20 protein-coding genes are annotated in these 25,449 nt (G+C 53.1%); 19 read left to right on the top strand and 1 reads right to left on the bottom strand.

Going from position 1 to position 25,449, the window contains the following annotated elements; genetic code table 11:
* Positions 1 to 20 precede the first annotated feature (20 nt).
* Together MMC1_RS18670 and MMC1_RS18665 are read left to right on the top strand one after the other, a co-directional pair.
* Complete coding sequence (locus MMC1_RS18670) at positions 21 to 2,771, top strand: CoA-binding protein (protein ID WP_011715176.1); 2,751 nt, start codon at positions 21 to 23, stop codon at positions 2,769 to 2,771.
* Between the two features lie 286 nt (positions 2,772 to 3,057).
* Complete coding sequence (locus tag MMC1_RS18665) at positions 3,058 to 4,887, top strand: IS1634 family transposase (RefSeq protein ID WP_041642167.1); 1,830 nt, start codon at positions 3,058 to 3,060, stop codon at positions 4,885 to 4,887.
* Positions 4,888 to 5,044: 157 nt separating this feature from the next.
* Here MMC1_RS18665 and MMC1_RS18660 read toward each other — a convergent pair whose 3' ends face one another.
* The gene (locus tag MMC1_RS18660; protein WP_011715175.1) at positions 5,045 to 6,022 is read right to left on the bottom strand and encodes a hypothetical protein; all 978 of its coding nucleotides are present in this window, start codon (positions 6,020 to 6,022) and stop codon (positions 5,045 to 5,047) included.
* A 702-nt stretch (positions 6,023 to 6,724) separates the two neighbouring features.
* Here MMC1_RS18660 and ndhC point away from each other — a divergent pair.
* From ndhC to aroC, 17 genes are all read left to right on the top strand, one after another.
* On the top strand, positions 6,725 to 7,081 hold the full coding sequence (gene ndhC, locus MMC1_RS18655; protein ID WP_011715174.1) for an NADH-quinone oxidoreductase subunit A: 357 nt from the start codon (positions 6,725 to 6,727) through the stop codon (positions 7,079 to 7,081).
* Positions 7,078 to 7,581, top strand: a complete 504-nt coding sequence (locus MMC1_RS18650) for a NuoB/complex I 20 kDa subunit family protein (protein WP_011715173.1) — start codon at positions 7,078 to 7,080, stop codon at positions 7,579 to 7,581. Before ndhC ends, MMC1_RS18650 begins: the two co-directional genes overlap by 4 nt.
* Positions 7,578 to 8,141 carry a complex I 30 kDa subunit family protein gene (locus MMC1_RS18645; protein ID WP_011715172.1) on the top strand — a complete coding sequence of 188 codons (564 nt, stop codon included), beginning with the start codon at positions 7,578 to 7,580 and terminating at the stop codon, positions 8,139 to 8,141. Before MMC1_RS18650 ends, MMC1_RS18645 begins: the two co-directional genes overlap by 4 nt.
* Positions 8,142 to 8,151: 10 nt before the next feature.
* On the top strand, positions 8,152 to 9,345 hold the full coding sequence (locus tag MMC1_RS18640) for an NADH-quinone oxidoreductase subunit D (protein WP_011715171.1): 1,194 nt from the start codon (positions 8,152 to 8,154) through the stop codon (positions 9,343 to 9,345).
* 30 nt (positions 9,346 to 9,375) lie between these two features.
* Positions 9,376 to 9,888, top strand: a complete 513-nt coding sequence (gene nuoE, locus MMC1_RS18635) for an NADH-quinone oxidoreductase subunit NuoE (protein ID WP_011715170.1) — start codon at positions 9,376 to 9,378, stop codon at positions 9,886 to 9,888.
* Between the two features lie 25 nt (positions 9,889 to 9,913).
* Complete coding sequence (nuoF, locus tag MMC1_RS18630) at positions 9,914 to 11,188, top strand: NADH-quinone oxidoreductase subunit NuoF (RefSeq protein WP_011715169.1); 1,275 nt, start codon at positions 9,914 to 9,916, stop codon at positions 11,186 to 11,188.
* A 14-nt stretch (positions 11,189 to 11,202) separates the two neighbouring features.
* Complete coding sequence (gene nuoG, locus MMC1_RS18625) at positions 11,203 to 13,596, top strand: NADH-quinone oxidoreductase subunit NuoG (protein WP_011715168.1); 2,394 nt, start codon at positions 11,203 to 11,205, stop codon at positions 13,594 to 13,596.
* Between the two features lie 102 nt (positions 13,597 to 13,698).
* Entirely contained in the window at positions 13,699 to 14,730 is a 1,032-nt protein-coding gene (nuoH, locus tag MMC1_RS18620; RefSeq protein WP_011715167.1) for an NADH-quinone oxidoreductase subunit NuoH, read from the top strand.
* Between the two features lie 15 nt (positions 14,731 to 14,745).
* Positions 14,746 to 15,240 (top strand): NADH-quinone oxidoreductase subunit NuoI, encoded by a 495-nt coding sequence (gene nuoI, locus MMC1_RS18615; protein WP_011715166.1) that lies wholly within the window; start codon positions 14,746 to 14,748, stop codon positions 15,238 to 15,240.
* Positions 15,241 to 15,253: 13 nt separating this feature from the next.
* Positions 15,254 to 15,844 carry an NADH-quinone oxidoreductase subunit J gene (locus MMC1_RS18610; protein WP_011715165.1) on the top strand — a complete coding sequence of 197 codons (591 nt, stop codon included), beginning with the start codon at positions 15,254 to 15,256 and terminating at the stop codon, positions 15,842 to 15,844.
* A gap of 5 nt (positions 15,845 to 15,849) precedes the next feature.
* The gene (gene nuoK, locus MMC1_RS18605; RefSeq protein WP_011715164.1) at positions 15,850 to 16,152 is read left to right on the top strand and encodes an NADH-quinone oxidoreductase subunit NuoK; all 303 of its coding nucleotides are present in this window, start codon (positions 15,850 to 15,852) and stop codon (positions 16,150 to 16,152) included.
* A gap of 42 nt (positions 16,153 to 16,194) precedes the next feature.
* Positions 16,195 to 18,108: an NADH-quinone oxidoreductase subunit L gene (gene nuoL / locus MMC1_RS18600; protein ID WP_011715163.1), complete on the top strand. Its 1,914-nt coding sequence runs from the start codon at positions 16,195 to 16,197 to the stop codon at positions 18,106 to 18,108.
* 39 nt (positions 18,109 to 18,147) lie between these two features.
* Positions 18,148 to 19,641, top strand: coding sequence for an NADH-quinone oxidoreductase subunit M (locus MMC1_RS18595; protein ID WP_011715162.1), 1,494 nt, complete (start codon positions 18,148 to 18,150; stop codon positions 19,639 to 19,641).
* A gap of 72 nt (positions 19,642 to 19,713) precedes the next feature.
* Complete coding sequence (nuoN, locus tag MMC1_RS18590; RefSeq protein ID WP_011715161.1) at positions 19,714 to 21,165, top strand: NADH-quinone oxidoreductase subunit NuoN; 1,452 nt, start codon at positions 19,714 to 19,716, stop codon at positions 21,163 to 21,165.
* A gap of 80 nt (positions 21,166 to 21,245) precedes the next feature.
* On the top strand, positions 21,246 to 22,427 hold the full coding sequence (locus MMC1_RS20750) for a class I SAM-dependent methyltransferase (RefSeq protein ID WP_011715160.1): 1,182 nt from the start codon (positions 21,246 to 21,248) through the stop codon (positions 22,425 to 22,427).
* 302 nt (positions 22,428 to 22,729) lie between these two features.
* Positions 22,730 to 23,512, top strand: coding sequence for an enoyl-ACP reductase FabI (locus tag MMC1_RS18580; protein ID WP_011715159.1), 783 nt, complete (start codon positions 22,730 to 22,732; stop codon positions 23,510 to 23,512).
* Positions 23,513 to 23,601: 89 nt separating this feature from the next.
* The gene (aroC, locus tag MMC1_RS18575) at positions 23,602 to 24,687 is read left to right on the top strand and encodes a chorismate synthase (RefSeq protein WP_011715158.1); all 1,086 of its coding nucleotides are present in this window, start codon (positions 23,602 to 23,604) and stop codon (positions 24,685 to 24,687) included.
* The last annotated feature ends 762 nt before the right edge of the window (positions 24,688 to 25,449 follow it).

The following is a 25,449-nucleotide window of genomic DNA, read 5'->3' as shown; positions in this document are numbered from 1 at the left end:
CATTGACCGAGGAACGATCAATGTCTCAAGAATTAAAGCAAAATCTTAACGAAGGCTACCACACCCAACTGGCTAAAGGGGTGTCGGAGTTTCCTTATTATGTGGGCATTCACTCTCTGGCCGAAATGGCGACCAAGGAAGATCGCGTCTGCGTTCTGAACATCCTTGGTGGCGAGAGTAAGAGTGTTACCCCCATCAGCCATGCCTATTCGGGTGGCAACATCGTCTGCGGTACCCAGCCAGGGCGTTCCGGCAGCACCCTCAAAACCCCTGCTGGGGATATCCCTGTCTACAGCAACGTGCTGGAGGCGGTGGAAGCGGGTCATGTGTTTAATGCGGCGGTGGTGTATGTTCCCCCATCGGGTGTAAAAGATGCCGTCATTGAGGCGGTTCGTGTAAGCCCCAACCTTAAAAAGGTGGTGATCCTGACCGAGAAGGTTGCGGTTAAGGATGCCCGCATTATTCGCGCTTATTGCCAAATGCGTGGTGTGGATGTTCTGGGTGCCAACTGCCTGGGTGTGGCCGATGCACACAACAAGGTGCGTATTGGTGGGGCTTTGGGTGGGGCGAATCCAGAAGAGTCGTTGATTCCTGGTTCCGTTTCCATCTTTTCCAACTCGGGTAACTTTACCACCACCATTGCGGTCTATCTGGCCACGGCTGGTTGGGGCACCACCACCTCGGTGAGTTCAGGTAAAGATGTTTATATTCACTATGCGGCACCTGAATATACCTATGCTATGCATAATGATGACCGCACCAAAGCGGCGGTCTTTTATGTAGAGCCCGGTGGCTATTATGAACATGATCTGGTGTTTAAGAAGCCGGTTGTAGCCTGTGTGGTAGGCCGTTGGAAAGCCAAACTGACCCGCTCTTGTGGGCATGCGGGTGCCATTGCCGGTTCCGGCGATAATGCACTGGCTAAAGAAGAGTGGTTCATGGAGAAGTTTGGGGTCGATGGCCTCTTTACGCCAGAAAATCCGGTGTGCAGTGCCAAGGGCGCGGTGGTCACCAACATTGCCCATATTCCCCTGGCGCTCTCCAAGGTGATGGCACTCAATGGGGTGCAGCCGGACTTTGAACCCCATGGGGATCTCTCCCTGAAGTGCTGGTTTGAAAATGACCAGGGTATGACGCTGCCAGAAAAGCTTACCTACAAAGCTGAAAAGGCGGTCTCTCCCTATGATGATCAAATTGAAGCGCTCTCCAAGCAGGTGGGCACGGTCTTTCCGCGTCAGAGCATGAAAGATGCTTCTGGTGCTTCTAAGATGGATCCTAAGACTCAGGTCTCTTCGATCCATGGTACCAGTGTGCTGGATGCTTCGACCCATACGTTGGAAGAGAACTTGGCGCAGTCACTGTTGCGTGAGTATCCTGATGCAACCGGACAGGCGTTGATGAACGTGGTCTTAAACGCAGCGGTCAACCAACATGGCAAACCTGCGTTGTTGGCGGCGGATGCGGCCCGTGCCGCAGGGAGCAGCCCCAACGTTGTACTCTCCACGGCGGTGGGTATGGTGGGTCCCAAGTTGGTTGAGGGGGCCCGTAAGGCCACCGATGCTTTGATAGAGCTGTTTGGTCGTAGTGGGATCACCAATGTGGCTGCGGATGGTAATTATAGCGCCCAGCTGGCTATGGCTGATGCGGCGTTGTTTACCAGCGACAGTGACGATGGTGCGGCTGCGATGTTGGCAGGCTGTGAGGCACGGGGTGCCAAGAGTATCTTCATTGAGTTTGTCAAAGCGGTGGCGGCCAAGGTTGGTAAGCAGCCCAGCCGAGATGGTGTGATCGCTGCCATTGCCTTGCATGTGGCGTGGCGTCCGTTGATGCGCAAGCGTCTGTCGCGCATTACGGTGGTTAATCTGCCTTGGCATTTTGAGGTGTTCTCCACCATGGTGGGTGCGGCGGTAGCTGCCGAAGGTCAAAGCGGAGATCGCTTTGAGGGTGTCTCCAACAGCGAGTTGATTAATAGCTGGAGCTTCACCGCCACGGCCTTTTTGGCGCTGTTTGGGCGTAAGCCCGACCAAAATGAGCTCTACAGCTTCTCGGTCTTGTTGGGTCTGATTATTACCAACGGTCCTGGCACCATTTCGGCACAGGGTGCCAAGGGTGCGGTTTCTGCGGATGGTCCAGAGGTATCGGATCGGGTACAGATTAACAAAGGTTACATTGGCTTCCTGACCCACACCGGCTTTGCCCATGGTGGTAATGGCTTTGAGGCGATTGCTTTCTTGGTGGATCGCTTTAAAGATAGTGGTTTGACCGATCCAGGCAAGGCCACCTCGTTGGATTTGGCTGAGATGGCGCTCAACTACGCCAAAGAGTACAAAAAGTACAAAAACAAGGCGAAGGCTGAAGGGGATTTGAATTATTTCAAGGTACCCTGTATCAACCATCCCGTGTTCAAAAATAAGGACGTCAACTACGATCCTCGTGAACAGTTTGTCAATGGGCTGTTCAAGAAGCGTGGCGACTATAACGTCTTTTTGGACTACTACCATGAGTTAGTGAATGGTCTGTTCAAAGCGGGCGTGAGTAAGAATGTCTATTGCGTCAATGTGGATGCGGTTATTGCGGTGATTTTGCTGAAAATGTTGTGGAGCTCCTACAGCAAGGGTGAGATCAGCAACGACAGTATGGAGTCAGCGGCCTTTACCACCTTCTTGTTTGGTCGCATGATCGGCTCAGCGGCTGAGATTGATGATCACACCAACCGTGGTAAAAACATGGATACCCGTACCCCAGCCAGCCAAGTCTCTAGTGTTGGCTAAGTAGCGGTTACGGATGGTGCGTTTAAAAGAGGGTCGGTCCGGCATGGATCGGCCCTTTTTTAGTGGGTGCTTTAAGGTGTTCGTGTTGGTTTTGGGGCACCATTAAAAGGTCAACGTTCGCTTAACCCATGTTTAACATTTCTCTACCGAATTTAGGCATGTTTGGCCTATTGATATATTTTAACATATTGATTTATATGTACTCACAAATTCAAACATGTTTTGTAGTGCCATAATAAATTATTATGTCTTGCGCCACCATGGTGCTTTTGGTATCATTCCGAGTATGTATATACGACGCACACAAACCCGCAATACAGCCACAGGCGAATCTTACTACACGCATCGCCTGGTTCAATCCCTTCGTGTCGGCACGAAGGTCAGGCAGGTGACACTCTTGAATCTTGGCCGTCATTTCGCCATAGGCCAGAATCACTGGCCCACCTTGTGTTCACGTATCGATCAACTGCTAAGCCCTCAGAAGACACTGATTTCTCTTGATTGTCCTTCGCAAGTGGAGCGGGAGGCCCAGCGTATTGTCGCGCAATTGTTGACCCGTCAGCCGGAAGCAATCCCGTCTGCCAAGGAGACGGAAACCGGCCTTTCCCCAGAGGATGTGCAAACAGTATTGGTGGACTCTCTTGAAATGAGCCGCCCCCGGAGTGTGGGGGTGGAGCAGGTGGGACTATGGGCCATGGGTAAGGCAGGGTTTACAGAACTGTTGGCCGATGTCGGACTAACCGGCCCTCAGCGAGCCGCAGCCATCGGCGCCATTATTGGACGCATGGCCGCACCTGGTTCCGAACGGGCGCTGCATAGATGGCTCAGCGCCCAAAGCGGCCTAGGGGAGTTGCTTGATGTGGACTTCGAGACCATGAGCCTGATGCAATTTTACCGAGTTTCAGACCTATTGATCAGAAACCGCGAGGCTATCGAAAACAGATTGTTTTCCAAGATTAACGATCTATTCAACCTGCCGGGCACCGTCACCTTATACGATTTGACCAATACCTATTTTGAGGGAGAGGCAGAAGGAAACAGCAAAGCTCAGCGGGGGCGCTCAAAGGAGAAGCGTTGCGACTCTCCCCTGTTGACCTTGGGTCTGGTACTCGACGGTAGCGGGTTTGTGCGCCGTTCGCAGATTTTCCCCGGCAATGTCTCCGAAGGGAGCACCCTGGAAGGGATGCTCAAAGGCTTGAATGCTCCCAATGGTGCCTTGGTGGTTATGGATCGGGGGGTAGCCACTGAGGCCAATCTTGTCTGGTTACGCGACAAAGGCTATCGTTATCTGGTGGTCAGCCGAGAACGCGAGCGGCAATTCGATTTCAACGGTGCTGCATGTATCGAAACGGCCGCAAAGGAACAGATCCACATCCAAAAAGTTCTCAGCGACGATGGCCAGGAGGTGAGGCTTTACTGTCATTCCCAACGCCGTGCGGAAAAGGAAAAGGGGATCTCCCGGCGTTTTGCCGAGCGCTTTGAAGCCGGTCTGACTAAGCTCTCCGAGGGGCTTTCCAAGCCCCGCACCACAAAGAATATCGATAAACTTTGGGAGCGCATTGGACGGCTGAAAGAAAAAAATCGTGGTATAGGCCAGCACTACCACATCGAAATCATCCCGGACGACAGTGGTTTGCAGGCCCAAGCCATCCATTGGAAACAAAAACCGCTCGATGGCACCTCGCTGACCCACCCTGGGGTCTACTGCCTGCGTAGCAACGAGACCGGCTGGGATGAGGAGCGCTTATGGCGCACCTACATCACCCTCACGGATCTGGAATCGGTGTTTCGCTCTCTCAAATCGGAATTGGGCTTGCGTCCACTCTTCCATCGGAAAGAGGAACGCAGCGATGGTCATCTGTTTATCACCGTGCTGACCTACCAGATCGTACAGATAATACGTCAACAATTGGCGGAAAAAGGTATCCACGGTCGCTGGAGCACGCTGCGAGACATCCTCTCCAGCCAGTGCCGGATTACCGCTTCATTTCGACGACCCGATGGACATTCCTTGCAGGTGCGCAAAGCCACCAGACCTGAGCCTGAACAACAGAAAATCTTCCAGGCGCTTGGAATCCATGCAAACCCAGGCGGGGTGAAAAAGATGGTCGTCTGAGCACATTTTCCAAAGAATGCACAGTTTGTAGTGCCACTCGAAAAAAATACACATCGTAAGATTCTGTATTTTAAGATCTTCTACAATAGCCTGTTAAACATGGGTTAAGCAGGGGATTGGGGCCGATGCTCTTTATGGATACAGGGACAGAGCGGCCTTAGGGGGCGGTTTTACATAAACGTATGGTGACCACTCCTGGGGTGCCGGGGATGCCCATCCGGCCAGCGTGACAGGCCATTCCCTGACGATTGTTGGAGAATAAGGCCATACCACCCGAGCCGACACGGCTAACGTTTAGATGCCTTTCTGTAAGGATGGAGCCATCCTGTTTGCGGGTTTTGCCGTAATAGACATGCAGATCACCACCAGACCCACCATTGCCGCCATCTTCACCATTACCATTGTTGACACCATCGCGGCCATTGATGCCATGACCGCCGCGACAAGCAACATAAAAAATGCCTTTAAGACGTTGTATCAACAGGGTGCTATAGGGGTAGCTGGGTTGACCGTGGCGGTAGGGGTTTCCCCCCATTTTTGGCATATGGGGGGGGAGCTGGCCATCTTGACCCGCAAAGGTAATATCGGCATATCGACGGAGCGATGGAGAGGGAAGATCGTTTTTTAGACGGCGAGTTAGGGTACCAATGAGTAAGGGAAAAGGGGTGCGTACAATCAGCTGGGCACGGGGTTTAAAGGTGAGCGTGTCGATGCAAAAAATGGCCTGTTCGCCCTCTAAAATATAGGTCGAATGGTCACCTAAATAAAGCGATTCAATATGGTAAAGCGTTATCTCATGAGGTGGTTTAGCGAGTCGCTTGGCATCCATAATATTGTCATATATGTTAGCGCGATGATGGAGGAGAGAGAACAGCCGTTGGTTGGGATCATGAATGGTTAGCGGATCAATATTGGGTAGAGAGAGATTTTTTTCACGTAGCGGCCAGGGTTGAAAAAGATGCCGTAATAGGGTCAGCGGCGGGGTTGGGAGCCGCATAGCGGTCAAGGTTGTGCTGTCCAAGCACTGATATTCCAAGAGGGTCACGTTGGCGTTGCTATGCAAGGTGGCGCCAGAGTGGCTTAACCAGGGCGCGAGGCGGTCGGAAAGAGAGATGGTTTGCATTGGGCGATTCATAGTATCATTACCACAAGTTGTATTCCGAAGGGTTTCAGGCTATAAAAGCTATAATATATGCCTTAGAGTATTGCACAGTTAAGATTGGTAGGGAAGCCTTAACAATATGCGGACGGTAAAAAACTTTGAGCCTATGTCTATAAGTTGTTAAACAAATTGGCTTGAACCCTAGGGGATATATGGGCCATTACGCCTTGCTGGTGGAGGTGGCGTAAATAACCTAAGATAAATAGCCTTGGGTGTGGCGTATGGTTTAGGTTCATTGAGGGTGGGGGCGCGTCAGCATGAGACGGCGTTGCACATGCTTCAGGGGGTCGGGAATAGATCGAGGCTCAAGCTCGGTGGTGCGTGGATTAGCCCGTTACGATGGATGGGTTTGGGTGGGTATATTTTAAAATAGGCCAATTAATCAAACGCATAGATAACTAGAAATAATATGTACCATTTTTATGAGTCAATCAATAAATTTTTACTTAGCCTGAATAAGACGATTGTAACCATATAACAACGTGTTACACTTGCGATACAAGAATGGAGTGGGTAATATACGTGGGTTGGTCAAGGGCTAACTGTTTCGGATAACCGATGTAGCGCTTGACGTGGGGTGCTTGGAATGGTACTCATCGTCCGGCTACCTGATAAATGCGTGGGTGTGGTTGATAACCCATCTGTTACATACGCGCTCAAGGAAAGGGTGACAGCATGCTGGAGAGTTATTTTCCGGTCCTGATTCTGCTGGTCATAGCTGGAGGTATGGCGGTCTTTATGTTGGCGGCCAGCTATCTGGTTGGGGTAAAGCGTCCTTACGCGGAGAAGCGCTCCCAGTATGAGTGTGGATTTGCCCCACTATCACGGGTCTACATCAAGTTTGATGTACGCTTCTACCTTCTCGCCATTCTGTTCATTGTCTTTGATATTGAAGCTGCGTTTTTATTTCCTTGGGCGGTAGCCTTTAAGGAGATTGGTATCGTAGGCTTTGTAGAGATGGTGCTGTTTCTGGTGGTGCTGCTGGTTGGCTATGCATACGCCTGGAAGAAGGGGGCGTTGGAATGGGAATGATCGAAGAACTGCATCAGGAAGTCAGTGACCGTGGCTTTCTGCTTACATCGGCGGACAAGCTGGTGAATTGGGGTCGTTCCATGTCCATGTGGCCCATGACCTTTGGTTTGGCCTGTTGCGCGGTGGAGATGATGAACGCCGGTGCCAGTCGTTATGACCTGGACCGATTTGGGGTGGTGTTTCGCGGTTCCCCGCGTCAGTCCGACGTGATTATTGTCGCAGGCACCCTAACCAATAAAATGGCCCCGGCGCTGCGCAAGGTGTATGACCAAATGCCCGAGCCACGCTATGTGATCTCGATGGGCTCCTGTGCCAACGGCGGGGGGTATTATCACTACTCCTATTCGGTGGTACGTGGCTGTGACCGCATTCTGCCGGTGGATGTCTACATTCCCGGTTGCCCACCCACGGCAGAGGCAGTGATGTACGGCATTATGCAGCTACAAAAAAAGATCAACCGTGAAGGTCAGGTTTACTCCGGTTGGAGGAAGCGTGTATGAGCAGCGACAAGTTGCAACGGCTGGAGTCGCGGGTGGCCTCCATCCTGCCTGAGCTAAAGCGGGAGTGGGTTTGTGGTGCGCTGGTGGTCTGGTGCGACCCTGAGCAGGTGGTGGATACCCTGCGAACCATGCGCGATGATCCGGGGATGAATTTTAAACTGTTCATCGACGTGACGGCGGTGCACTACCCCAAGCGTGAAAAACCGTTTGAGGTGGTCTACCAACTGCTGTCTGTGCATAAAAACCATCGCATCCGGGTAAAAACCCTGGTGGATGCCGATACCCCTGTGCCCTCCATTACGGGATTGTGGAAAGCGGCAGATTGGTTTGAGCGGGAGATGTATGAGATGTTTGGCATTTTAATTTCAGGCCATCCAGATCTCCGTCGCCTGCTGTTGGATTATGATTTTGATGGCTTTCCCCTGCGTAAAGATTTTCCCGTTACCGGTCCTTTTGAGCTGCGCTATGACGAAACCCAGCAACGTATTGTACGCGAGCCGGTGTCGTTGACCGTACCCAACCGCAACTTCTACAGCAACGCCACTGGCGAACAGGCTTAGGGGGGGAATGATGCCAGCGACCATTACCGACCATAAAGAGTTTCAAAACTACGCCATCAACTTTGGCCCACAACACCCGGCTGCCCATGGTGTGTTGCGTCTGTTGCTGGAGTTGGATGGCGAAGTGGTAGAGCGGGCCGACCCCCATGTGGGTCTGTTGCACCGTGGCACGGAAAAGCTGTTGGAGCAGAAGACCTATATTCAGGGTACCCCCTATTTTGACCGTCTCGACTATATGTCCATGATGAGCGAAGAGCACGCATGGGTCATTGCGGTCGAACGACTGGGCCAAATTGAGGTGCCGGAGCGTGCGCAATATATCCGCACCATCTATGCGGAGATCACCCGTTTTATCAACCATCTGTTGTTCTTTGCGGCCCACGGGTTGGATGTGGGTGCCATGACCATGTTCCTCTACTGCTTCCGTGAGCGTGAGGAGCTGATGGACATCTATGAGGCGGCCTGTGGTGCGCGTATGCACGCCAACTATTTCCGCCCTGGTGGTGTGGCCCGTGATCTGCCAGATGGTTTGGAGCAGCGCATTCGTGACTTCTGCAACCATTTTCCCAGCAAGTTGGATGAGTACGAAACCCTGTTGACCAACAACCGCATCTGGAAACAGCGCTTGGTGGATATTGGCAAGGTCAGCCAGGAAGATGCCTTTAGCTGGGGCTTTACCGGACCCATGCTGCGGGGCAGTGGGGTCGCCTTTGATCTGCGTAAGGCCGAGCCCTATGACGCCTATGACCGGGTTGAGTTTGATATTCCCGTGGGTAAAAACGGCGACAGCTACGACCGCTATCTGGTGCGTATTGAGGAGTGTCGTGAAGGGGTGAAGATTATCCAGCAGTGCCTGGATCAGATGCAGCCCGGACCGGTACGCAACGATAATTTTAAAATCTCCATGCCCTACCGTCAGGATATGCAACAGGATATGGAGTCGATGATCCACCACTTTAAACTTTGCACCGAGGGCTTTAACCTGCCTGCGGGTGAGGTCTATGCGGCGGTGGAGACACCCAAGGGTGAGTTGGGGGTCTATCTGGTTTCCGACGGTGGCAACAAACCGTACCGGGCGCGAATTCGCGCGGCAGGGTTTAACCATCTGCAAGCGGTTAAGGAAATGGCCCGTGGTCATATGATTGCCGACGTGACCACCATCATCGGTAGCATCGATATCGTGTTTGGCGAAATCGACCGCTAAGGCATCAACCCAATAAGGTGATGGAAAGCGATGAGTGAGATTGCACCAGCGGCCAAGCCCGCTTTTTCCCAAGAGGCTCTCAAAAAGGTTGAGACCATCTATAACCGTTATCCCGCAGATAAGCGTCAATCTGCCCTGCTGCCCGTGTTGGATCTGGCCCAGCGGGAGTTTGGTGGCTGGCTGTCGCGGGCATCCATGGACTATGTGGCGGAGCTGATGGGTCTGGCGCCGATCCGTGTTTATGAGGTGGCCACCTTCTACACCATGTACAACCTCAAGCCCGTGGGTAAACACCATGTACAGGTGTGTACCAACATCTCTTGTTGGCTGTGTGGGTCGGATGGCATTGGTGAAGCGGTAAAACAGCGTCTGGAGATTGAGTATGGTCAAACCACGGAGGATGGTAACTTTACCCTCTCCGAAGTGGAGTGCCTGGGGGCTTGTGTCAATGCACCCATGTTCCAGATCAATGACGACTACTACGAAAATCTGACACCAGAAACAGCGGTTAAGATTATCGACGAGCTGGCCAACAAGGCCTAAGTTCGTATAACGGCGAGGACACACCATGAGCGAAGCCAATCTGGTGCTCTTCAAAAACATCCATATTCAGGGGCAAAACACCCTTGCAGTCGCTCAACAGCAGGGCGCCTACAAGCGGATGGAAAAGGCCTTGGGGATGTCCGGTGAAGAGATTATCCAAGAGGTTAAGAGTGCTGGCCTGCGTGGCCGCGGTGGGGCCGGATTTCCTGCGGGCCTAAAGTGGTCCTTTATTCCCAAGGATGATCCCAGGCCCAAATATCTGGTTTGCAACGCCGATGAGGGCGAGCCCGGAACCTGTAAAGATCGTGATCTCATGCGTTTTGATCCCCATCTTCTGATTGAGGGTATGATCATTGCGGGTTATGCGGTCAACTCCAAGCAGGGTTACATCTATATTCGCGGTGAGTTTTATCGCGAGGCAGAGGTTTTAGAAGCGGCGGTGGCCGAGGCGTATGCGGCCAATCTGCTGGGCAAAAACATCCTGGGTAAGGGAGTGGATTTTGATCTGGCGGTGCATCGGGGTGCTGGTGCCTATGTGTGCGGTGAAGAGAGCGCCCTGCTGAATTCCCTGGAAGGGGAGAAGGGTCAACCCCGTCTCAAGCCACCCTTCCCAGCCAACGTGGGGCTGTATGGTTGCCCCACGGTGATCAATAATGTTGAGACCCTCTGCGCGGTACCGGCCATCCTGGAAAAGGGTGGCGCGTGGTACAGCAAGTTGGGGGTAGAGAAGTCGTCGGGTACCAAGCTGTTTAGTGTCTCGGGTCATGTTAACAAACCGGGCAACTATGAGGTTGAGTTGGGTATTCCGCTAAAGAGCTTGATCAACGACTATGCTGGTGGTGTGCGGGGTGGTTGGGAGAATCTAAAGGGGGTTATCCCCGGTGGTTCATCGACGCCCGTGCTTATTCCCGAACAGTGTGAAACCATCCTCATGAGCTATGAGGCGCTGGCTGGAGCGGGCTCCATGCTGGGTGCGGGTTCGGTGATTGTGATGGATAAATCCACCTGCATCGTCAAAGCCATTGCCCGGTTGAGCAAGTTTTATCGCCACGAGTCTTGTGGTCAATGCACCCCCTGCCGGGAGGGTACCGGTTGGTTGGCGCAGATTATGGACCGTATCGAAACGGGTCAGGGTCGTGAGGGTGATATTGATCTGCTTCTCAGTGTGTGCAGTAACATTCAGGGCAAAACCATTTGCGCCCTGGGTGATGCAGCGGCGATGCCTGTGGTTGGGGCGATCCGCCATTTCCGGGACGAATTTGAGTACCATGTTAAACATGGTCGCTGCATGGTGGATTGAGGAGACGCTACGCGATGCCTACCCTAATAATTGACGGTAAGGAAATCAGTGTCCAGCCTGGCACCACCATTATGGAGGCGGCCAAGAAGCTGGGTGTGTATATTCCCCATTTTTGTTATCACCCCAAGCTGTCGGTGGCGGGCAACTGCCGCATGTGCTTGGTTGAAGTGGTTAAGATGCCCCGCCCGGTGGTGGCCTGTGCCATGCCCGTGGGGGATGGTATGGAGGTTAAGACCCATAGCGATATGGTGATGGCCGCCCGCCAAGGGGTGATGGAGTTTTTGCTCATCAACCATCCGCTGGATTGCCCGGTGTGCGACCAGGGTGGGGCGTGTGATCTGCAAGATTTGGCCATGAAATATGGTCCAGACCGCTCCCGTTATATTGAGATTAAACGCCAGCCGAACAATTTGGATCTGGGACCCATTATTGAAACAGAGATGGACCGCTGCATTCACTGCACGCGCTGCATCCGCTTTTCCACCGAGATTGCCGGTGTGGAAGAGATGGGGGCCACGGGGCGTGGGGACCATATGTTGGTGGGTACCTACGTGAGCAAGGCGCTCTCATCGGAGTTGGTGGGCAACTTGGCGCAGGTCTGCCCGGTGGGTGCCCTCAATGATAAACCCTTCCATTTCAAAGCCCGTAGCTGGGAGATGTCCAGCGGCGATGGTATCTGCACCCACTGTTCGGTGGGGTGTCAGGTGCGGGTGGACCATCTGGATGGCGAGGTTAAGCGGGTGGTTGCCCGTGAGTGCGACGAGATCAATGAGACATGGTTGTGCGACCGTGGTCGTTTCTCTTATGACGGTTTGAGTGTGGGTCGCCTAACCCAACCGACCATTCGTGGTGAAGAGGGTGTGCAAGAGGTGAGCTGGGCCGAGGCGATGACACGCGCGGCGGAGTTAATCAAGGCGGGTGAGGGTGACGCCGTAGCGGGTATTGCGTCGGAAGAGCAAACGGTGGCTGAGGAGCTCTATGCCTTCCAAGATTTTATGCGCAATGTAGTGGGCAGCCCGCATTTGGACCATCGCATTCGGCAGCGTGATTTTAGTGGGGATGCCGTGGCGCTGACCCGGGCCGATCTGATGATGAATACTTCGCTGGAGGCGCTCGAAGAGGCGGACGGGATCCTGCTGGTGGGTTCCAACAGTCGTTATGATGTGCCTTTGCTCAACCTGCGTCTGCGTAAAGCAGCCCGTAAGGGTGCCAAGGTGATGGCCATTAATCCCTGTGAAAAGGATTTGGCACTGCCTGGGCTGCACACGCTGGTGACCTTACCGGGTGAAGAGCCTGGCGTATTGAGCCAGATTTTAGCCGCCTTAAAGGGTAAGGGGGCAGGAGAGGCCGCTCAGGTGGCCGCCATGCTCAAAGCGGCGGAGAAACCGGTTATCCTGCTGGGTGACTTTGCCATCAACCATCCTGCGGCTGAAACGTTACGTCGTACGGTGGTAGCGATTTTGGAAAAGCTGGGCAAATTGGACGATAGTTGGAACGGCTATAACCGGGTAAGTGCGCGGGCTGCGGCGGTGACGGCGCAGGATATGGGTGTGGTGCCCCATCGTGGTGCGGGTTACGCCATTGTGGGTAAACGGGGTAAGAATGCCCATGAGATCTTGCAGGGCGCGGCGGAGGGTTCCATTAAGGTGCTGTTTGTGTTGGGTGCCGATCTAGAGCGTGAAGCGGCCGATCCCAAACTCGCACGGGCAGCGCTGGAAAAGGCCGATGTGATCTATCTAGGTGCTTTTAGCAACTCGACCAGTGAGGCGGCTACCGTGGTATTGCCGGGCCTAACCCCATGGGAGAAGAGCAGCACAGTCACCAATGCCGAGGGCCGCGCCCAACGTATGGAGGCCATGGTGCCGGCTCCAGGTGAGGCGAAAGAGGATTGGCGGGTGTTGCGTAAGCTGTCGGATTGGTTCTCGACTCCGCTCTCCTATACCACCACCGAATCGTTGCGGCAGGCGTTGGAGAACACCGACCTACGCTATAAAGAAGAGCGCTTGGTGTGTGAGGATTTGACCCCAGCCTGTGACCATAAGCCGGTAACCACCGGTTTGGCGGTCACGGAGTGGTTGGCACCACCCAGTGCTAAGGGTTTGCGGCTCTCATTGGAACTGCCCTTCTACCATAGTGATGCCATGGTGCGGGGTGCCAAGGTGATGCAGGCCCTCAATGGAGGCAATCGGCTACGCATCCATCCTGTCGATGCCGCTAAGGCTAAGGTGGTGGAGGGTGGCATGGTACGGTTGATCCGTGGTGATCATACCGTTGAGTTGCAGGCGAGCATTGATGCGGGTGTGCCGGTGGGTAGCGTGGTGGCCTTTGCCAATTTTGGTCATCAGGCGGTGCACCGGTTGACCGATTGGGAACATGCCTATCCGGATGTCTCGATTGCGGCCATCTAGGGTGTGCTGGGAAACTTTGGGGTGATACACCCAACGGGTATCACCATGATTGGCTGCATGAGCATGCAGCTTTGGGCTTGAACCGGGAAGCGGGCATACGCAATGGCTGAATTCATCTCTTCCATTCAAGCGATGGGCGTGGCGTACTTGGGGGAAACTCTGTGGACGCTGGTATGGACCATCCTTAAAATTGCCGTACTCATCGCGCCGATTCTGTTTTGTGTCACCTATCTGACCCTAGCAGAGCGTCGTTTGATTGGCTTTATGCAGGTCCGTTTGGGTCCCAACCGGGTGGGTGTGTTTGGTATCCTGCAACCCCTGGCGGATGCGGTTAAGCTCTTCGTCAAGGAGACCATGCTGCCAGCCAAGGCGCACCGGACGATGTTTATCCTTGCGCCGATTTTGACCTTCTCCACGGCGTTGGTTAGCTGGGCGGTGGTTCCCTTCTCACCGGAGCTGGTGTTGGCAGATGTCAACGTCGGGGTGCTGTTTATTTTGGCGATGTCCTCGCTGGGGGCCTATGGGGTGTTGCTATCGGGCTGGGCGTCCAACACCCGCTACTCTTTGTTGGGGGGGTTACGTAGCGCGGCCCAGATGATCTCTTATGAGGTCTCTATGGGCTTTACCCTGGTACCGGTGATTATGCTCTCGGGCAGTCTTAACCTGGGGGATATTGTGGAATCGCAGAAGGGGCTGTGGTATGCCTTGCCCTTGCTGCCAGGGTTTTTCATTTACTTTATCTCGGTGGTGGCGGAGACCAACCGCGCCCCTTTCGATTTGCCTGAGGCTGAAGCGGAGCTGGTTTCGGGTTTTTGTACCGAATATTCAGCCATGACCTACGGCATGTTTTTTCTGGGTGAATATGCCAACATCATTATGGTGTCGGTATTGGGTTCGCTGATGTTCTTGGGTGGTTGGTTGCCCCCGATTGAGGCACTGAGTTTTATACCCGGCATTGTGTGGTTAATTCTCAAAACCGGCGTGTTGATCTTCTTCTTCCTATGGCTGCGTGCCACCTTCCCCCGCTACCGGTATGACCAACTGATGCGGTTGGGTTGGAAGGTGTTTTTACCCATCTCGCTGGCGTGGATCTTTATCGTCGGCCTTGCCATGCATCTACTGGATATGGCGTAAGGGGAGTCGATGCAAATGGGAAATGCAATGAAACAGTTGATGGCGTCATTGGCTCTACGGGAACTCTGGCAAGGCATGGCGGTAACCCTGCGCTACATGTTTCGGCCCAATATTACCATTCAGTACCCAGAGGAGCGTACACCCTATTCGCCCCGTTTTCGTGGCATCCATGTGCTGCGCCGGTATGAGGGTGGTGAAGAGCGCTGCGTGGCATGCAAGCTGTGCGAGGCGATCTGTCCGGCCCAGGCGATCTATATTGAAATTGATACCGAAAGCCGTGCCGACAAGCGTTTGACCAAGGTTTATGACATCGACCTGTTCAAGTGTATCTATTGCGGTTTGTGTGAAGAGGCGTGTCCGGTGGAGGCCATTGTTATGGGGCCTTATTTGGATATGGCTTATGAAGATCGCAATGCGCGCTTTTATAAAAAAGATCAACTCTTGGCCAATGGCGAATCATGGCGTGCAGAAATTGATGCACGTTTGAACGCCGATGCCAAATATCGCTGAAGGAGCGCGCTACATGTTGGTGGACGTCGTCTTCTATCTCCTGGCTGCAATCATGTTGGTGGCCGCACTACGGGTAATCACGGCAAAGAACCCCGTCTCTTCGGTGATGTTTTTGGTGCTGGCCTTTTTCACCGCTGCCGGCCTGTTTTTGCTGATTGAGGCTGAGTTTTTAGCGGTCATTCTGGTGATGGTTTACATGGGTGCGGTGGCCATTCTGTTCCTATTTGTGGTGATGATGTTGGATGTTGATTTTGCTCTGCTGCGCCAAGGGGCGCGGGATCATCTACCCTTGGGCATTGCGGTTGGGGCGGTGGTGCTGTTTGAGTTTGCCGCAGTAGCCAGCAGCATCCACCCTGAGCAGCATGGGGCGGTGGTTGGGGAAAATGTGAACAACACCTTAGAGATTGGTAAAATTCTTTACACGAAATATCTGTTCCCCTTCGAGGTCGCTTCTTTGATTTTGTTGGTGGCTTTGATTGGGGCAGTGGCGTTGGCACATCGTAAACGTAACAATGTGCGGACACAGAATATACCTGACCAGATCGCCCGTACTCGTGATGAGTCGGTTGCGCTTAAAAAGGTCAAATCTGGCGAGGGGGCCTGAACACCATGAGTCTCAATGCCTATCTGGTTTTGGCGGCGATGCTGTTCACCATAGGGGTGTTTGGTATCTTCCTTAACCGTAAAAACGTGATCAGCATCATGATGAGTATCGAGTTGATGCTGCTGGCGGTGAACATCAACTTTGTGGCGTTTTCCCACTATCTGCATGATTTGACCGGTCAGATCTTCACCTTTTTCGTTGTCACGGTGGCAGCGGCAGAGGCGGCGATTGGTCTGGCCATATTGGTGACCTTCTTCCGTAATCGGACCACCATTAACGTGGAGGAGATCGACACCCTCAAGGGTTAATCACTCTGGGGGACGATCCAGCTGAAGGGATGGCGTAAGAATATGAGCACGTATAAACTCATCGTACTGTTGCCGCTGCTAGGTTCGCTGATTGCGGGACTTTTGGGGCGGACCATCGGCACCCGTATGAGCCAAATGGTCACCATTGGTGGGATTGGTCTCTCCCTATTATTATCGATCCAAGCCTTCTGGCAGATCGCAGTCAATGATGGCGAGGTGGTTAGAGAGATCTTCTGGAGTTGGGTTATCTCCGGCGATTTCCAGGTAACACTGGGTGTACTGGTGGATCGCCTGACGGCGGTGATGTTGATTGTGGTGACCGGCGTCTCGACCTTGGTGCATATCTACTCGGTGGATTACATGCATGAGGATCCAGATAATCCACGTTTCTTCAGTTATCTGTCGTTATTTAGCTTTGCCATGCTGATGTTGGTCACTTCACCCAACTTTTTACAGCTCTTTTTTGGCTGGGAAGGGGTTGGTTTGGCCTCTTACCTGTTGATCGGCTTCTGGTTTAAGAAGGAGTCGGCCTGTAACGCCGCCATCAAGGCATTCTTGGTGAACCGGGTTGGGGATTTTGGTTTTGCGCTGGGTGTGTTAGCCATCTTCATGGTGTTTGGTACGCTGGATTATAGCGCGGTGTTTGGCATGGCAGCGCGTGGTGAATTTAACCAAACCATGCATTTTCTGGGTTATGAATTTACCACCATCACCTTGATCTGTTTGCTGCTCTTTTTGGGGGCGATGGGCAAATCGGCACAGCTCTTTTTACACACTTGGTTGCCCGATGCGATGGAGGGTCCAACCCCGGTTTCGGCGTTGATCCACGCGGCAACCATGGTGACGGCTGGGGTCTTTTTGGTGTGCCGCGCTTCGCCCCTGTTTGAGTTGTCGGAGACGGCATTGGCGGTTGTGACCATCATTGGTGCTTTGACGGCGTTTTTTGCCGCCACCGTGGGCATGGTGCAGAACGATATTAAACGGGTGGTGGCCTACTCTACCTGCTCGCAGTTGGGTTATATGTTTTTTGCGGCGGGGGTATCGGCCTATGCCGCTTCCATGTTCCACCTTATGACCCACGCCTTCTTTAAAGCGTTGCTGTTCTTGGGGGCCGGTGCGGTGATCCACGCCATGCACCATGAACAGGATATGCGTAAGATGGGCGGTTTGGTGAAAAAAATCCCGCTCACGTATGGCCTGATGATGATTGGCACACTGGCACTGACCGGATTTCCGGGGCTGGCTGGTTTCTTCTCCAAGGATGCGATTTTGGAGTCTGCTTATGCGGCCCACAGTGCCACCGGTACCTTTGCCTTTTGGTTGGGTATTATGGCGGCGGGTATGACCACGTTTTATAGCTTCCGGTTGGTCTTTATGACCTTCCATGGTAAGCCTAAGGATCATCACGCTTACGACCATGCCCATGAGGCACCCTGGTTTATGCGGGGTCCCAATATTGCGTTGGCCATTGGGGCGCTGTTTGCGGGTTATCTTGGGGTGCCGTTGATTGAGGCGGGTTGGTTTAAAGAGGCCATTGTGCTGGCAGCAGGGCACAATGCCCTGGAGCATGCGCACCATGTGCCTGCCTGGGTCAAGTGGCTACCCTTTGTTATGTTTGTGTTGGGGTTGAGTGTGGCGGTTGTGCTCTATGTGTTGGCACCCACGTTACCGGCTAAAATTGCGCAAATGTGCCCACGCGGTTACAACTTTTTGCTCAATGCTTGGTACTTTGACAAGCTTTACGACAAGCTATTTGTTAAGGGTGCCCAGTGTTTGGGTCAAGGTCTTTGGAAAACCGCTGATGAGACCATTGTGGATGGTTATGGTGTCAACGGTTGGGCGCGGACCCTGGGTCGTTGGGGTGCATCGTTGCGGCGTATGCAGTCTGGCTATGTTTACCACTACGCCTTCGCCATGTTTGTCGGCGTATTGGCCCTGGCTACCTTCTACAGCTAAGGTCCGATTAAGGAACCGAACAAAGGGGATGCTTCAATCATGCTGAGCCTTCTTACTTTCCTGCCCTTGATCGGCGCACTGGCGATTCTTGCCTTTGTGGAGCGCCAACGTGACGACATCGCACGTTTGGCGGCCATGGGAATTTCCACCGTGGTCCTGATCCTTTCACTGCTGCTCTACGGTGAGTTTGATCCCAGCGTAGCGGGTTTTCAGTTTACCCAAGAGGCCGCTTGGCTGCCTGCCTTGGGTATTCACTACCGGATGGGGGTGGATGGTATCAGCTACCCCTTTGTCATGCTCACGGCCTTATTAACCCCCATTTGTATTCTGGCCTCTTGGCAGAGCATTCAGAAGCGGGTTAAGGAGTATATGGCGGCCTTTTTGGCGCTGGAGAGCTTTGTAATCGGGGTGTTTTGTGCCCTGGATTTTGCGCTCTTTTATGTTTTGTGGGAGGCGATGCTGATTCCCATGTTTTTGATCATCGGGGTTTGGGGTGGTCAAAACCGGGTCTATGCGGCGATGAAGTTTTTTCTCTACACACTGGCCGGTTCGGTATTGATGTTGGTGGCGATGATCAGCCTGTATGTCACCACAGGGACCTTCTCGATACCGGAATTGATGGAAGTTCAGCTACCTTTTAACTATCAAATGTGGCTCTTTTTGGCCTTCTTCATCGCCTTTGCGGTGAAGGTGCCTATGTGGCCCTTTCATACGTGGTTGCCGGATGCCCACGTGCAGGCTCCCACGGCAGGTTCGGTGATTCTGGCCGGTATTCTGTTGAAGATGGGTGCCTACGGTTTTCTACGCTTCTCGCTGCCGATCTTGCCGGATGCCAGCCGCTATATGGCGGACTTTATCTTTGTGTTGTCGCTGGTCGCCATCGTTTATACGGCATTGGTGGCATTGGTGCAGACCGATATGAAAAAGCTGATTGCTTATTCCTCGGTATCCCACATGGGTTTTGTGACCATTGGTATCTTTGCGTTTAACCAACAGGGGATCGAGGGCAGCATTTTGCAGATGATTAACCACGGTATTGTATCGGGGGCGCTGTTCCTGATTGTGGGGGTTATCTATGACCGTCTGCATACCCGGGAGCTCTCCCGCTTTGGCGGTTTGGCCATACGTATGCCCATTTATGCCGTGATCTTTATGCTGTTTACCATGGCTTCGGTGGGTCTGCCTGGGACCAATGGTTTTATTGGCGAATTTCTTATCCTGATGGGTGCCTTTTTTGCCAATACCACGGTGGCCTTTGTGGCGGCGACGGGTCTGGTGTTGGGGGCGGCCTATATGTTGTGGCTCTACAAACAGGTGATGTTTGGCGAGATGGTGCATGAAGAAAATCGGTCCTTAATGGATGTGAACGGGCGGGAGATTGCCCTGTTTGTGCCCCTTATTGTACTGGTGTTGTGGATTGGTTTTTATCCCAACCCCTTCTTGGATGCCTTCCATAGTTCGGTGGCGCATCTGGTGGATCAGGTACAGGTGGTAAAGACCGGGGTAATGACGCAAGCGGTTGCGGCTCACTGAGTCGCGTTTAAGTAGCGCGTCCTTGACGCGGGGTTAGAACCCTACGTGTGATGAATTGGAGCGAATGTGACCATGGCGATTCAAATGCCCGACATTAACCTCGCCCTTATGCTGCCAGAGATTGTCATTTCTGTGGTAGCCATGGGACTGCTTCTAGCCAGTGCTTGGTGGGAGGGTGCCGAAGGGGCGCGCCGTATACGCCGTATTGCAGCGGGTGCTTTAATGGTGGCCATGGTGATCACCTTGCTGGGGGTGGGTGCCACGCAGAGCAGCACGTTTGGCGGTATGTTTGTTAATGATCGTTTTGCTGCGTTTATGAAGGTGATGCTCTACCTTTCGACGCTGCTGCCCATGGTGGTCTCTTGGGTCTATCTGGAGAAGAGCAAGCTGGGCAATGGGGAGTATTTTGTTTTGACCCTGTTTGCCATGCTGGGTGGCATGTTTATGATCAGCAGCGGCAGCTTTTTGGTGCTCTATCTGGGCATTGAGTTGCTGTCACTTGCCATTTATGTGCTGGCCGCATACAAGCGCGATGATTTGGCTTCCAACGAGGCGGGTTTAAAATATTTTGTGTTGGGCTCTATGGCATCGGGTATCTTGCTGTATGGCATCTCACTGATTTATGGCGTAACCGGTAGTGTGGATTTTGCGACCATTAATGCTTATTTGCAGCAGGACCACCACAGCATGCTTGGTATTACCATGGGCTTGATATTGGTGGTATCGGGGCTATCGTTCAAAATTGCGGCGGCACCATTCCATATGTGGGCACCCGATGTCTATGAGGGTGCGCCTACCTCGGTTACGGCGTTTATGGCGGCCATGCCGAAGATTGCGGCGTTTGCGGCCCTATTCCGGGTTTTGGTGGAGGCGTTTGGCCCCATGCACGCCACCTGGGGCCCCATTATGGCACTGTTGGCGGTGGTTTCTATGGGTGTTGGCGCGCTGGCGGGTTTGGGTCAGAGCAACATCAAGCGCTTGCTGGCTTACTCTTCCATCGGTCACGTGGGTTATGCTTTGATCGGCCTAGCGGTTGGTAACCAGATGGGGTATGAGGCCGTATTGGTCTATCTAACCATCTACATTTTTATGAATGTGGGGGCCTTTGGTTTAATCTTGGTATTGAACAAAGAGGGCTTTGGTGACCAGATTGAAGACTATAAAGGGCTGTCGGCTAAGCGTCCTGGTTTGGCGCTGTTGATGGCGATCTTTATGTTTAGCATGGCGGGTATTCCACCCCTTGCGGGTTTTATGGCTAAGTTACAGATTTTCATGGCGGCCATTGATGCGCACATGTATACCGTGGCCATTTTGGGTGTGTTGTTTAGTGCGGTGTCGGCTTTTTACTATCTGAAGGTGATCAAAACCATGTACTTCGATGAAGCGGAGCGGGCCTTTGATATGCCAATGGATTTTCTTAGTCGGGCCATTGTGGGTGTAAGCGGTATTTTGGTGGTGCTGTGGGGTATTTTACCGGGGTCATTGATGGCATCCGTGGCAGAGACGATTAAATCGTTGATGTAAGCGTTGAAGACATAACAAAAAGGGGATGGTGTTTACACCATCCCCTTTTTTATTGGTTAAACGAAAAGGTTAAGAAGATCATGCAACACACCCCATCGCCTGCCTCTGAGGCACTCCAGAGCGAACTCATTGAGTGGGCTAAAGAGCATGGTGGTATCCTCTCTTTTCGTAAGTTCATGGAGATGGCGCTGTATCATCCAAGCTATGGATATTACATGCGCAAGTGGTCACGTTTGGGTGTGGAGGGGGATTTTACTACGGCCCCAGAAATGACCTCGCTGTTTGGTGAGTTATTGACGTTGCAGATGATGGAGGTTTGGCAACGTATGGGTAGCCCGGCCTTTTTTGCGGTAATGGAGGTTGGCGCGGGCAGTGGTAAGTTAGCAGGGGATGTGCTTCGTACAGCCAAAAAATTCCCTGATTTTTATGATGCTTTATCCTTGATTATATTAGAAAAAAGTCCTGATTTTCGTAGGGTTCAAGCCGAATTTTTGCAAAAAAAAGGGGTGGATATCCATAAAGTGCGGTGGGTATATGATTTGGATGCCTGGGAGGGCGAGGGGGCTTTTCAAGGGGTAGTTTATGGTAATGAGGTATTGGATGCCTTTCCCGTACATTGGGTGGAGCAGACGGAACAGGGCTTAAAAGAGGTGGTGGCACAATGGGACGGGCGCTCTTGGTGCGAGCAGTTGGTTGAGCCAGAAAGCGCACTTCAGGGTGATTATTTTAAAGTCAGGGGCATTGAATTAGAGACGGGCTGGCGTACGGAGTTTTCCTTAGATGCCCAGCAGTGGCTGGGTAGAATAAGCGCAAATATGGAACAAGGCGCGGTTTTGATGATAGATTATGGATATGTTGCGCAGGATTATTATCAGGGGGGTTTACCCCATGGTACGTTGATGGCGCACCAGCGCCATCAACGGATCAAAGAGCCGTGGTTGTGGCCGGGGGATATGGATTTGACAGCACACGTGGATTTTTCGGCCATGCAGCAGGTGAGTTGTGGGCAGCATGGGCTGGATTTGCTGGGATTTACCACCCAGGGTTGGTTTTTGCTGGGGATGGGGATTTTGCAGCGTCTGGAGCAGGCTATTAAGCTGGACGAGGATCGAGAGCGGGTTGCGTTGTTACGACAAACGGTATCGAGGTTGATTATGCCGGATGCCATGGGTGAGCGATTTAAGGTATTGGCTGTGGGGCGGGGGTTAGGTAGAGAGCGACTGGCGGGCTTTTTATTGCAAGATCTTAGCCATCGTTTATGAGCTGGCTGGGGTGCGTAAAGAGGCAATGCGGAGCCGTGTCAGCCATTTAGGCAGGCCTACGGGATGACCGGTGTTAAGGCGAAGGTATGGGGTGAATGCAATCGGCGTATGGTTGGGGTTATGTTATAGGGCTATAAAGGGTAATATACCGGTTGTAGGTTTGAAAGCGCTTTACCCATAGAGTGTTACAGGGTAAAGTTTAGCTTTTGCAGATCCCTAAGCAGGATTGAGATAGCGTTTAACATGAAATGCTAGCTTTTTTCTGATGTTGGATCATATTTAGCGATTAGGAGTTTGTTACCATGGGCTTGATGAAGGGGAAACGGGGCATCATATTTGGGGTTGCCAACGACCGTAGTATCGCCTGGTCCATTGCAGAGGTGTGTAAGCGTGAGGGTGCGGAGATAGGCATAACCTATTTGGGTGAGGCCATGGCTAAGCGGGTGGTGCCATTGGGTGAAAAACTGGGTGCGGCCTTTACACTTTCTTGCGATGCCACGGACGATGCGGAGATCCAGGCCGTTATTGATGCTTCGGCGGAGATATGGGATGGTATTGATTTTATCGTTCACTCTGTAGCCTATGCAAAAAAAGAGGAGTTAAAGGGCAAGTTTTATGACACCTCTAAGGAGGGTTTTCAGCTTGCCATGACGGCATCGGTTTACACATTAATTTCCATTTGTCGCATTGCTGAGCCACGTTTGACCGATGGAGCGGGTATTTTAACCATGTCCTATTTGGGTGCGGAACGGGTTATGCCGCACTACAATGTGATGGGGGTGGCCAAGGCAGCGTTAGAGGCGAGTGTGCGTTATTTGGCGGTGGATATGGGCCAGCGGGGTATACGTGTGAATGGTATCTCTGCGGGGCCGATTCGCACTTTAGCGGCGGCGGGTATCTCAGATTTTAAAGAGATTCTCAACTGGAACCGGGATAATGCGCCCATGCGTCGCAACATTAGTCAGCAGGAGGTTGGTGAGTCATCCTTGTTGTTTTTGTCGGACATGGGTTCGGGTGTGACGGGTGAGATTATGCATGTGGATGCGGGGTATCATGTGGTGGGCATGCGTGCAGTGGATGAGTAGTTTGCGGGTAGCATAGGGTAGGTATAAGGGGGGTTAGCGGTGCGCTGACCCCTTTGCCATTTAGAACAGCGAGCGAGTGAGAAACGGCCATGGCGGGCAGTCAGATTGGGACACTATTTCAGGTAGCCACATTTGGTGAGAGCCATGGTTTGGCATTGGGTGGGGTGGTGGATGGGTGTCCGGCGGGATTGGAGCTGAGTGAGGCGGATTTGCAGGGGGATTTAAACCGGCGTCGTCCTGGGCAGAGTCGTTTTACCACGCAGCGGCAGGAGCGGGATGAGGTAAAGATTTTATCGGGGGTTTTTGAGGGTCGTACCACGGGCACGCCCATTGGATTTATTATTGAGAATGAGGATCAGCGTTCTAAGGATTACAGTGAGATTAAGGATAAATTTCGGCCTGGGCATGCGGATTTTACCTATTGGAGCAAGTATGGCAATCGGGATTATCGCGGGGGTGGTCGCAGTAGTGCGCGGGAGACGGCGATACGGGTTGCGGCGGGTGCCATTGCCAAGAAGTTATTAAGGCAGGCGGAGGGGGTGACGGTTCGGGGGGCATTGACGGGTATGGGTCCGGTGGTGATTGAGCCGTCGCGGTGGGATTGGGCGGAGGTTGAGCGCAACCATTTTTTTAGTCCGGATGCGGGTTCGGTTGGGGAATTTGAGGCTTATTTAGAGGGCATTCGTAAGGCGGGCAATTCGGTAGGGGCTTTTTTGGAGGTGCATGCGGAGGGTGTACCGATTGGATTGGGTGAGCCTGTTTTTGATCGTTTGGATGCGGATTTGGCGAAGGCGGTGATGTCGATCAATGCGGTTAAGGGGGTAGAGATTGGTGCGGGCATGGCGAGTGGTCATGCGACGGGGGTTGATTTTGCTGATGAGATGCGTCCTGGGGTTGATGCGCGGCATCCTGAGTTTGTGCGCAATCATGCGGGTGGTATTTTGGGTGGTATATCTACGGGGCAGCCGATTGTGATACGTTTTGCGGTTAAGCCGACCAGTTCTATTTTGGTACCGCGTCAGTCGGTGGATGTGCATGGGCAGGCGTGTGAGGTGGTGACCAAGGGGCGGCATGATCCGTGTGTGGGGATACGGGCGGTACCTATTGCGGAGGCGATGGTGGCGATGACGTTAGCGGATCATTGGTTGCGTTGGCGGGCGAGCAAGCCGTTGTGAGGCGATGCCTCTATGCCCAGGGCGTGCCATTATTAAAAGGGATTGGGGGGTCTGGGGGGAAGCTCTGCTTGCCCGCCCAGCGGGTGCAGGGCGGCGCCCTGCCGGGTCTGGGCGGCGCCCAGTGGGGTTCGGGGCGAAGCCCTGAGATCTTTTGACTTTTTTAATCTTTTGTAAAGCCCCGTACCGATGGAGCAAGGGTGCAGGGATTTTTATAAGAGAGCAGGGGTTTTGTAGGGGAGCGGTACGGGGCGTAGGGTAGCGATGTCACGCGCCAGCGTGGCGGGCGGTTGGGCACACGGGCGCTGGGGGGGAAGCCGCTCATGGGCCAATGTGGTAGAGGGCATATTCGAGTGATCTTGGATGCCTTTATGCCCAGGGCGTGCCATTATTAAAAGGGATTGGGGGGTCTGGGGGGAAGCTCTGCTTGCCCGCCCAGCGGGTGCAGGGCGGCGGCCCTGCCGGGTCTGGGCGGCGCCCAGTGGGGTTCGGGGCGAAGCCCTGAGATCTTTTGACTTTTTTAATCTTTTGTAAAGCCCCGTACCGATGGAGCAAGGGTGCAGGGATTTTTATAAGAGAGCAGGGGTTTTGTAGGGGAGCGGTACGGGGCATAGGGTAGCGAAGTCACGTGCCAGCGTGGCGGGGCGGTTGGGCACAGAGTGGCTGGGGTGTAAACCAGGGCACACAGCCGCTGGGGGAGTAAAACCGATACATTCCCCAACCACAGCCCAGACCTAACCCCCGCTGGGGCATTGGGCATCCCCT

Origin of the sequence: Magnetococcus marinus MC-1 (assembly GCF_000014865.1) — a bacterium.
Taxonomy (GTDB): Bacteria; Pseudomonadota; Magnetococcia; order Magnetococcales; family Magnetococcaceae; genus Magnetococcus; species Magnetococcus marinus.
Note: the sequence above shows the minus strand (reverse complement) of the source record. Positions and strands in the feature narration are given on the sequence as shown.